The organism is Streptomyces sp. NPDC013317, from assembly GCF_055563155.1.
The window spans coordinates 72,755-82,287 of record NZ_JBVHDX010000017.1; the positions used below are offsets into that span (position 1 = coordinate 72,755).

Here is a 9,533-nt window from a genome sequence, read left to right on the forward strand (position 1 = left end):
TGCGCCGGCCGGGCCGCATGATCGGATCGGTCCGGATCTGTCGGGCGCGGGCGGGGTGGGCCTTGCCAGGGTGGGAGTCGAAAGGAGGCCTTGTGATCTCGGCACTCAACCAGCTCGTCGACCTCGTCGAGGAGCACCTCGCGGAGGAGCCTGACGTGCGGGCGCTGGCGGGGGCACTCGGTACGACCGAGTACCACCTGCGCCGGATGTTCTCGTCGTTGGCCGGCATGCCGCTGTCGGAGTACGTGCGGCGGCGGCGCATGACCGTCGCCGCCGCCGACGTCGTCCGCGGCGAGGGGGATCTGCTGAGCATCGCGGTCCGGCACGGATACGGCTCGAGTGAAGCGTTCGGACGTGCGTTCCGGGCGGTCCACGGCGCCGGACCCGGTGATGTACGCCGCGACGGAGGCCCCTTGCGCACACAACCGCAGCTCAGGTTCCGCCTGACCGTCGAAGGGAGCGTCCCCATGGACACCCGCCTCGTCAACCGACCCGCGTTCCGCCTCGTCGGACACGCCACCCGGGTCCCGCTCATCCACGAGGGAGTCAACCCGCACATCCAGGATCACATCGCCGCTCTGCCCCGGGAGGAACACCTGCGGCTGAAGGCCCTCGGCGACACCGAACCCGCGGGCCTGCTTCAGATCAGCGACGGGCTCGACCCCGACGCGAGGGAGGGCAGCGAACTGACGTACCTGCACGGGGTCGCGGTGGAGCGGAACACCCGGACCCCGGACGGCCTCGACACGATCGAGGTGCCGGACGGGATGTGGGCGGTCTTCCGTACCAGCGGACCGCACCCGCAGGCCCTGCAGACGACATGGGCGGCGACCGCGACCGACTGGTTCCCCTCCAACCCGTGGCGGCTGCGCCCGGGCCCCTCGATCGTCGCCACCCTCGAGCGCTCGGACGACTTCACGACCGCGACCTGCGAGCTGTGGCTGCCCGTCGAACCGGCGTGACGCACCCCGGAAGGGGGTGAACGCCTCAGTGTGCTCCGGCCCGGCCGGTCCACGGGTAGGGGCTGCGCATGTCGAGGAAGCGGATGTCGAGGTCGGTCTCCAGGTAGTCCATGCGCCGCTCCCAGAAGGCCCGCATGTGCGGGAGGGCGAGGTGGGAGTCGAGATCCGCCTGGGAGCGCCACGCCTCGTAGAAGACGAACACACCCGGATCGTCGCGATCTTCGTGGAAGTGGTACTCCAGGCAGCCGGACTCCTGCCGGGTGGGTTCGACGAACGAGAGCAGGAGCTGCTTCAACTCCTCGACGCGTTCGGGTTTCGGGCGAGCGGTGCCGACGAGTGCGAACGGCTGGGTCATGAGGGGCTCTCTCCCTGACAGGTACAATCGATCTCGTACCTGCCGGACGCTACCGATCCGGAAGGTACGATGCAACTCATACCTCAAGGGAGATGCCGCGAATGCCCGACGGTGAAGGTCACCCGAGCGTCGAGGAGATCGAGCTCGGCCCGGTACTCTCCGCGCTGGCCGATCCGCTGCGCCGCCGCGTCGTACGTGAGCTGGCGGCCGAACCCGACGGCACGGCGCGGACGTGCAGCTCGTTCGGGCTGCCGGTCTCCAAGGCGACCGTCACCCACCACTTCCGCGCACTGCGGGAGGCAGGGTTGATCCGCCAGGTCGACCGGGGCAACAGCCGGATGGCCAGCCTCCGTCGGGCCGACATCGAGCAGCGGTTTCCCGGACTGCTGGGCATCGTGGCGGCCGAGCCGGAGGAGTGAGACAACCGACGACCGGCGGCGCGCCGTACGCTTCTGCACCGGACGGCGGAGTGTGCTTCCCCTCGCCCTGACCGGACATGACGTCCGGTCAGGGTGCCTCGAAGACGATCCGGGGAGTCGTGTCGAAGATTCCACCCACCGGTCTTCCGGGCGGCAACACCGGGCGGAGCCGCTGGAAGACCCGGGCGATCCGGTCGGGCGTGTACGCCCTCATGTCCTCGGTCGCCTGCAGCACCAGTCCGCCGCCGGCAAGCACCGTGACCCGGGCGAACGCCCCTGAGGCGCGCAGCGCCTCCGCGCCGCCGAGACGCTCCGCGACACCGGGAGAGCACACCGTGGTCCACGCGTAGCCGCGCAGGGTCGTGTCGAGTTCCGGGATCGTCTCGTCCTGGAACAGCCCCAAGTTCTCTTCGAGCGCCGTGCGGTGCGTCGTCATGTCGAAGTCGTCCGTGACGCATCCGAACAGACACGTCTGCCCGGCGGATTCCAGTCGGCGGTGCAGGAAGTCCGTCCAACGCCGCTGGAGTTCGGCGGAGCGGTCCGGGGCGAAGAACTCATCCGCCGATCGGTTGGCCATGAGCTGCACCCACTCGGGAGCCTCGAAGTCCCGCTCGGCGGTGACCGTCAGCCACGGGCCCGCGGGATAGCCGTCCGCACCGAGCCGCGCCAGTCTGAGCGTCACCTCCAGTGGCTCCTTCTCGAGACCGTCGAGGAACGCCCCCCACTCCTTCGGCGACCAGACCCGGCCGGAACGCGTGCGATTGCCCCGCGCCATCTTCGCCGTCCACAGAATGCCCCAGAGCTCCCCGGGCTCGCCGTACCGTGCGCCCGTCTTCCGGAGCGCCGCTCCACGGCCGGAGAGATCGAGGCCGTTCGCGAAAGGGTCCAGCACATCCCCGCCCAAGGTCCGGGCGGCATCGACGAACCACTCCTCCACCAGACGCCGATACCCGGCAGGGCACTCGGGCACGGCGTAGTCCAACTCGGCATGCACACTCGCGTTGGGCACGAACCCGACCGCGTCTCCCACAACGTCCCCCACTCTGCCTGGCGACACCGTAGACCGACGCACTGACAACGACCGCTCCTTCAGAGGCGGCACGAGAGGACGCGGACGGGCGCTCACGGACGGAAGGGCTGCTCCGACCAGCGGCCCGAGACCGGGCACCAGCCCCTTCCTGAGCCCGCTCTTACCCCCGCCTTAAAGGCGTCCTAAGGATCGGCGCCTCCCGCTCTCCACGGCCCTTTCCGGGGTTTCCGGCGGCTAGTTTTCTGAGCGTCCCCCCACGCCCCACCCTCGTGAAGGAGCTGTCCCCCCATGACCTCTCGCCGTACCGCCGCCTCGGCCGTGACCGTCACCGCCACGCTCGCCCTGTCGGGGCTCGCCGTCGGCCCGGTCTTCGCGCACGGGTCCATGACGGATCCCGTGAGCCGGGTGTCCGCCTGTTACGCGGAGGGGCCGGAGAGCCCGAAGTCGGCCGCCTGCAAGGCGGCCGTCGCGGCGAGCGGGGCACAGGCGTTCTACGACTGGAACGCGGTGAACATCGCCAACGCCGCCGGGAAGCACCGCGAGCTGATCCCGGACGGCAAGCTGTGCAGCGCCGGCAACGACAAGTACCGCGGTCTCGACCTGGCCCGTGCCGACTGGCCGGCCAGCACCCTCGCCTCCGGGAAGCACACCTTCCGCTACAAGGGGACCGCCCCGCACCGGGGTTCCTTCGAGCTGTACGTGACGAAGGACGGTTACGACCCCTCGAAGCCTCTGAAGTGGTCGGACCTGGAGGCGAAGCCGTTCGCGACGGTCACCGACCCGCGGATGGAGAGCGGAGACTACGTCTTCGACGGCACGATCCCGAACAAGTCCGGCCGCCACCTGATCTACTCGATCTGGCAGCGCTCCGACTCCCCCGAGGCGTTCTACACCTGCTCGGACGTCGTGTTCGGGAAGGACACCGGCGGTACGACCGCGCCGGCGGCGACCGCGCCGACCGACGAGGAGTTCGAGGCCGGGAAGGACGAGTCCTCCGTCGAGCACGGCGGCCACGGCGACGACCACGCAGAGACCGGGGCGGAGGAGACGGCCGCCGCGCCCGCGAGCTCCGCGCCGGCCGAGGCCACGGAGTCCGCGACCGCCGAGCCGGCCGCCTCGGAGCCGGCCGCGCCCAACCAGCCCGCCGCCGCGGGTTCCGACTCGGGCGAGCGCCTCGCCGAGACCGGGGGCGACGCCACCACGCCGTACCTGGCGATGGGTGGCGCCGCCGTCCTGGCGGTCGGCGCGGCCGTGCTCTTCGGCGCTACGCGCCGCCGCGCCGGCCGCTAGCCGACCACGGACAGGCAGGTGGTCGGGGTCGCGTGGGCCGGGTCGAGGGCGTTCTCGACCTCGTGGAACGTGACCCGGTCCAGCGTCCCGATCGCCACGTGCTCCGAGAGGTCGAGCGCGCACTTGTCCTGGATGACGACGTTGGTGACGTTCGGGCCGTCGAGGAATCCCGAGCGGTACGGGGTGACGACCTCGTCGTACTTGGTCGCGATGACGGTGTAGGTGACGCCCGGGACCGTGTCCCCGCCCGCGTTCAGCTTGGTGATGAACGGGGAGCCGGCGATCTGGTCGGCGAGGCCCGGGGTCTTCTCGTTGACGAAGTCCTCGACACCGGGGAAGTACGGCAGGAGCTTGGTGAGGCCGAGGAGGGTCGTACCGTGGTTGTCGGGGGCGATCCCGACGAGCGCGTTGACCTTCGCGGCCCCGCCGAGGAACTTCAGGTAGTACCGCGGCATCATCCCGCCCTGCGAGTGTCCGACGAGGTCGGCCTCGGCGGCGCCGGTCGCCGCGAGGACCTTGTCGACATAGGCGTCGAGCTGTTCGGCGGACTTGTCGATGGGGCCGAGGCCGTGGAAGAAGGGGACGTTCGGCAGCTGGCCGTAGTCGAGCGAGTAGACGCAGTAGCCTCGGTTGACGAGGTACGGCGCGAGGGCGAGCCAGTTGTCGATGGAGTTCCCGAACGTGCCGTGGACCAGCACGACCGGGCGCGGGTGGGCGGCCGAGGGCTTGCAGGAGAAGTCGTTCCAGCCCCTGCTGGAGGTGGTGGAGGCCTGGGCCGAGGCGGCGGTGGGGGCGAGGGTCGCGGCGGCGGTCAGCAGCAGGACCGAGAGGGCTCTGAGCGCGTGTTTCCAGGGCAGCATCGTGCGATCTCCTTGCGGCTCAAGGGAAATCTGTGACGAACGATGGCAGTAAGCCCTGCGGCCCGGACCACAAGTGGGGATGCTCTGCTTCCAGCCAAGCTACGCACGGGTAGCCTCGGCTGGGAAGTTACGCGTCGGTAAAAAGTGACTTCTCGTCAATACGGAGTACGCGGAGGTCGGTAGGACGGTCCGGGGCGCGCACGGACCCGTCGTCGGTCCCGGCGCACGGACCGGGCGTACGGACCCGGCGTCGGTCCCGGCGCACGGACCGGGCGTACGGACCCGGCGTACGGTCCCGGCGTCAGGCCGCGAGCGAGCCCGGCACGATCGCCCGGGGTCCGAACTTCGCCCGCGCCCTGTCCGCCACCGCCTCCAGCCGTCGCGCCTTCTCGTCCGCCGGGTCGAAGGTCAGCTGCCGCGCGGCCCCCTCCGCGGACGCGAGCCCCTCCGCGCGCAGCGCGATCCCCCGCACCCGGGCCCGCTGGAGACCGAAGGAGCCGTGGATCGTGTACACGAGGGCGGCCAGCGCCGCCGAGTGCGCGGTCGGTTCGGCCAGCGTGCGCGTACGGGTGGTGGTGGACCGGTCCGCGTACCGCACGGTCACCGTCAGGGAGCGGCACACCTGCCGCTCCGAGCGCATCCGGGCACCCAGCTCCTCGGCGAGCGAGAGCAGTGCCCTGCGCTGGGCGGTCGGGTCCAACTCGTCGTACGGGAAGGTGCGTTCGGCCGCGAGTGACCGGGAGGCCGCGTTCGGTACGACCACGGACACGTCGATCCCCCTGGCCCGCTCGGCGAGTTCACGTCCGGCCTTCGCGCCGACGAGCCGCTGGAGCACGGCGAGCGGCGCGTCCGCGACCCGGCCGACGGAGTCGAGTCCGTACGAGCAGAGGGTACGGGCGGTGGTGCGGCCGACCCCGTCGAGCGCGGCGACCGGGCGGTCCCGCAGGAAGACGGCCGGATCCTCGACGACCCGGGTGACGCCGGGGCGCGCCTCGCGGGCAGCCATCCGGGCCAGCATCGGGTTCGGCCCGACCCCGATGACGCAGTCCACGCCGTACAGGGCGAGCGCTCTGACCCGCACCACCGAGGCGAGTTCCGTCGGGGTCCAGCCGAAGTAGCGCAACGCGCCGCGGACGTCGGCGAGCAGGGTGTCGGGCGGGCAGGCCTCGACGACCGGGGTGAACTCGCCGACCAGCCCGACCAGCCGGGGAAGCATCGCCTCCCCCTGGGCGTCGAGCCCGAACCGTACACAGAGGATCATCCCGCGCTCCCCGGACTCTGGTGCCACAGCTTCCTTCCGCTGGGAACCCCTTCGCCGGCCGGTTTCAGGTCCGCCCAGGGGTTCATCTCGTATCCGGTCTCCATCGTGATCCGGCGTCCGTCGTCGGTTCCGCCCGTGCGTTCGGGCTGTTCGGGCTGTTCGGCGAGCCGTCCCGCCACCGCCTCCAGACCGCCGGAGGCACGCACCTCCACCAGCTCGGCGAGGTTCCAGGCCGCGGAACCGACCACGCTGAGGCTGCGGGGGCCGCGCCGCTGCACCACGCCCCGGACGAGCAGCAGCCAGGAGTGGAAGACCGTGTGGGCACAGGCCTCGTGGGAGTCGTCGAAGAAGGCGAGGTCGACCAGGCCGGTGCCGTCGTCGAGCGTGGAGAAGATGACCCGCTTGCCGGAGCGGATCGGCGGGGTCTGGGTGGCCGCCTTGGCACCCGCGACCAGGACCGTCTCTCCGTGCCGGGCCTCGCGCAGCCGCTTGGCGGAGACCACGCCGAGTTCGCGCAGGAAGGCGTGGTGGTCGGCCATGAGGTGGCGCGAGGCATCCATGCCGAGGACCCCGAGTTCGGCACTGAGCCGCTCCGACTCGTCGAGGTCGGGCAGGCCGATGGGTGCGGTCTTCCGGCCCTGGGCGAGGGGGAGTTGACCGCCGTAGGAGGCGGCTCCGCGCTGGGTGCGGTGGAGCTCGGTCACGTGCAGCAGCAGATCGCGGCGGTTGGCGCCGAAGGCGTCCAACGCGCCGACCTGGGCGAGCCGTTCGGCCACCGGTTTACGGGGACGGGCCCGCTCCCAGAAGTCGAGCAGCGAGGCGTAGGGCTGTCCGGCCTCGATCCGCGCGCTCTCGGCCTCACTGATGCCGTGCACGTCCGCGAGGGCGAGCCGCAGCCCCCACCGCTCCGGCACATCACCGGACACCAGTTCGATTCGATGAGCGGCCCCGGACCGGTTCACGTCCAGCGGCAGCACCGGGACCCCGCGCCGCCGGGCGTCCGCGAGCAGCAGCCGCTTCGGATACATCCCCGGGTCGTGGGTGAGCAGCCCGGCGTAGAAGGCCGCCGGGTGGTGCGCCTTGAGCCAGGCCGACTGGTACGTGGGTACGGCGAAGGCGACGGCGTGCGCCTTGCAGAAGCCGTACGAGCCGAAGGCCTCCACGATCTCCCAGGTGCGGGCGACGACCTCGGGGCCGTACCCGCGCTCCTCCGCCCGCTGTGCGAACCAGACCTTGATCCGGCCCTGCGACTCGGGGTGCGAGAGCCCGCGCCGCGCCTGGTCCGCCTCGCCCCGCCCGCAGCCGGTCATGATCCGTACGATCTCGATGATCTGCTCGTGGAAGACGACGACGCCGTACGTCCCCTTCAGCGCGTCCTCCAGATCCGGGTGCGGGTAGCGGACGGGCGCCCGGCCGTGGCGGGCCTCGATGAACGGGCGGACCATGTCGGCGGCGACCGGTCCCGGCCGGAAGAGCGAGATGTCGACGACGAGGTCGTGGAAGGTGCTGGGCTGGAGCCGGCCGACCAGATCGCGCTGGCCGGGCGACTCGATCTGGAAGCAGCCGAGGGTCTCGGTGGACTGGATGAGCCGGTACGTCGCGGGGTCGGCGGGCGGGATCGCGTCGATGTCCGGCCGGGTGCCGGTGGCCCGCTCCACCTCGGCGACGGCGTGCGCCATGGCGGACTGCATCCGCACCCCGAGGACGTCGAGCTTGAGCAGTCCGAGGTCCTCCACGTCCTCCTTGTCGAACTGGGACATGGGGAATCCCTCGCCGCTGGTGGGCACGACGGGGGTACGGGTGAGCAGCGAGGCGTCCGAGAGCAGGACCCCGCACGGGTGCATGGCGATCCCGCGGGGCAGGCCGTCGAGGGCCTCGACCAGCTCCCAGAGCTTTCCGAACCTCTCCTTCTCCTGGGCCAGTTCGCGCAGCTCGGGCAGTTCGTCGAGGGCGGCGCGGGCGTCCCGGGCGCGGATGTGCGGGAACGCCTTGGCGATCCGGTCGATCTCGGCCGGGTCCATGGACAGGGCGGCGCCGACGTCCCGTACGGCGTGGCGGACGCGGTAGGTCTCGGGCATGGAGACGGTGGCGACCCGCTCGGTGCCGAAGCGGTCGATGATCGCGCGGTAGACCTCCAGGCGGCGGGCGGACTCCACGTCGATGTCGATGTCGGGCAGCGCGGTGCGGTTCTTGGAGAGGAAGCGTTCCATGAGCAGGCCGTGCTCGACGGGGTCGGCGTGGGCGATGCCGAGGAGGTGGTTGACGAGGGAGCCGGCGCCGGAGCCGCGGGCGGCGACCCGGATCCCCATCCTCTTCACGTCGTCGACCACCTGAGCGACCGTCAGGAAGTATGTGGCGAAGTGGTGATGGGCGATGATGTCGAGCTCGCGGTGCATCCGGTCCCAGTAGTCGCGGCGCCGTTCGTATCCGCGCAGCACCATGCCCGCGGCGGCCCGGGAGGCCAGCACGCGCTGGGCGGTGCGGCGTTCGGCGCCGACCAGGGACGGCTCGGGGAAGTGGGCGGAGCCCATGCCGAGGTCGTCCTCGGGGTCGACCAGGCAGTCGGCTGCGACCGCCTGGGTCCGGTCGAGCAGCCGGTACGCGGTGTCCCGGCGGAAGCCCGCGGCCTCGACGATCCGCTCGGCGGCGGCCAGCATGTCGTCGCCGCCCTTGAGCCAGGCTTCGCCACTGTCGAGCTCCTTGCGGGGGTCGACGGGGACGAGGCGGCGGGCGGAGTCGAGGACGTCGGCGACGGGGCCCTGGCCGGGGTCGGCGTAGCGGACGGCGTTGCCGAGGACGGGGCGGACACCGTGCTCGGCGGCGAAGCCGACGGTACGGGCGGCGAGCCGCAGCGAGCCGGGCCCGGTGCCGGCCCGGCCGTGGTGGACGGCCTCCAGACGGAGGGCGTCGCCGTACCGCTCGCGCCAGGGCACGAGGAGCCGGGCGGCCCGGTCGGGACGCCCGGCGGCGAGCGCCTGCCCGACGTCGGAGTCGGGTCCGAGCAGGACGACGAGGCCGTCGCCGTGGTTGTCGTCCCAGGCCAGCAGGGGTCCACCGGTCTCGCGGGCGTGCGCGGCACTGACCATGCGGCAGATCGCGGCCCAACCGGCGCGGGACCGGGCGAGGAAAACAGCCCGCGAGGCGGACTCCTCGACGAAGGCCCCGCCCCGGACGGGCACGCGCCGCGCAGAAACCTCCCCCCGCCCGGGCCACCCACCACCCACGCGGGTACCGCCCCCACGGGCCGGATCACCGACACCGGAAGGCCCGAACGCGACACGGGAACGCCCTGCCACCCCACGGGAGCCGGCCGCGGCACCGGAACCGACCGCTGGCCCGGACACGCCTCGGGAGCC

Annotated in this window: 8 protein-coding genes; 3 read left to right on the forward strand and 5 right to left on the reverse strand. The window is 71.8% G+C overall.

The window, feature by feature from the left end:
* Positions 1–92: 92 nt before the first annotated feature.
* Complete coding sequence (locus ACZ3IJ_RS32010) at positions 93–962, forward strand: AraC family transcriptional regulator (protein WP_467473929.1); 870 nt, start codon at positions 93–95, stop codon at positions 960–962.
* A 25-nt stretch (positions 963–987) separates the two neighbouring features.
* On the opposite strand, the gene ACZ3IJ_RS32015 is transcribed toward ACZ3IJ_RS32010, so the two are convergent.
* Entirely contained in the window at positions 988–1,317 is a 330-nt protein-coding gene (locus tag ACZ3IJ_RS32015) for a putative quinol monooxygenase (RefSeq protein WP_467473931.1), read from the reverse strand.
* A gap of 101 nt (positions 1,318–1,418) precedes the next feature.
* On the opposite strand from ACZ3IJ_RS32015, the gene ACZ3IJ_RS32020 reads away from it, so the two are divergent.
* Positions 1,419–1,736: an ArsR/SmtB family transcription factor gene (locus ACZ3IJ_RS32020; protein ID WP_467473933.1), complete on the forward strand. Its 318-nt coding sequence runs from the start codon at positions 1,419–1,421 to the stop codon at positions 1,734–1,736.
* An 88-nt stretch (positions 1,737–1,824) separates the two neighbouring features.
* Here the strand turns inward: ACZ3IJ_RS32020 and ACZ3IJ_RS32025 are convergent, their stop codons facing one another.
* The gene (locus tag ACZ3IJ_RS32025) at positions 1,825–2,838 is read right to left on the reverse strand and encodes a hypothetical protein (RefSeq protein WP_467473935.1); all 1,014 of its coding nucleotides are present in this window, start codon (positions 2,836–2,838) and stop codon (positions 1,825–1,827) included.
* 216 nt (positions 2,839–3,054) lie between these two features.
* Here ACZ3IJ_RS32025 and ACZ3IJ_RS32030 point away from each other — a divergent pair, with 216 nt between their 5' ends.
* Positions 3,055–4,056: a lytic polysaccharide monooxygenase auxiliary activity family 9 protein gene (locus tag ACZ3IJ_RS32030; protein ID WP_467473938.1), complete on the forward strand. Its 1,002-nt coding sequence runs from the start codon at positions 3,055–3,057 to the stop codon at positions 4,054–4,056.
* On the opposite strand, the gene ACZ3IJ_RS32035 is transcribed toward ACZ3IJ_RS32030, so the two are convergent.
* The 3 genes from ACZ3IJ_RS32035 to ACZ3IJ_RS32045 all read right to left on the reverse strand — a co-directional run.
* Positions 4,053–4,916 carry an esterase/lipase family protein gene (locus ACZ3IJ_RS32035; RefSeq protein WP_467473940.1) on the reverse strand — a complete coding sequence of 288 codons (864 nt, stop codon included), beginning with the start codon at positions 4,914–4,916 and terminating at the stop codon, positions 4,053–4,055. The genes ACZ3IJ_RS32030 and ACZ3IJ_RS32035 overlap by 4 nt on opposite strands.
* A 301-nt stretch (positions 4,917–5,217) precedes the next feature.
* Positions 5,218–6,177: a DNA polymerase Y family protein gene (locus ACZ3IJ_RS32040; RefSeq protein WP_467473942.1), complete on the reverse strand. Its 960-nt coding sequence runs from the start codon at positions 6,175–6,177 to the stop codon at positions 5,218–5,220.
* The coding region (locus ACZ3IJ_RS32045) for a DNA polymerase III subunit alpha (protein WP_467473944.1) at positions 6,174–9,533 on the reverse strand (3,360 nt) is incomplete at its 5' end. The genes ACZ3IJ_RS32045 and ACZ3IJ_RS32040, both read right to left, overlap by 4 nt.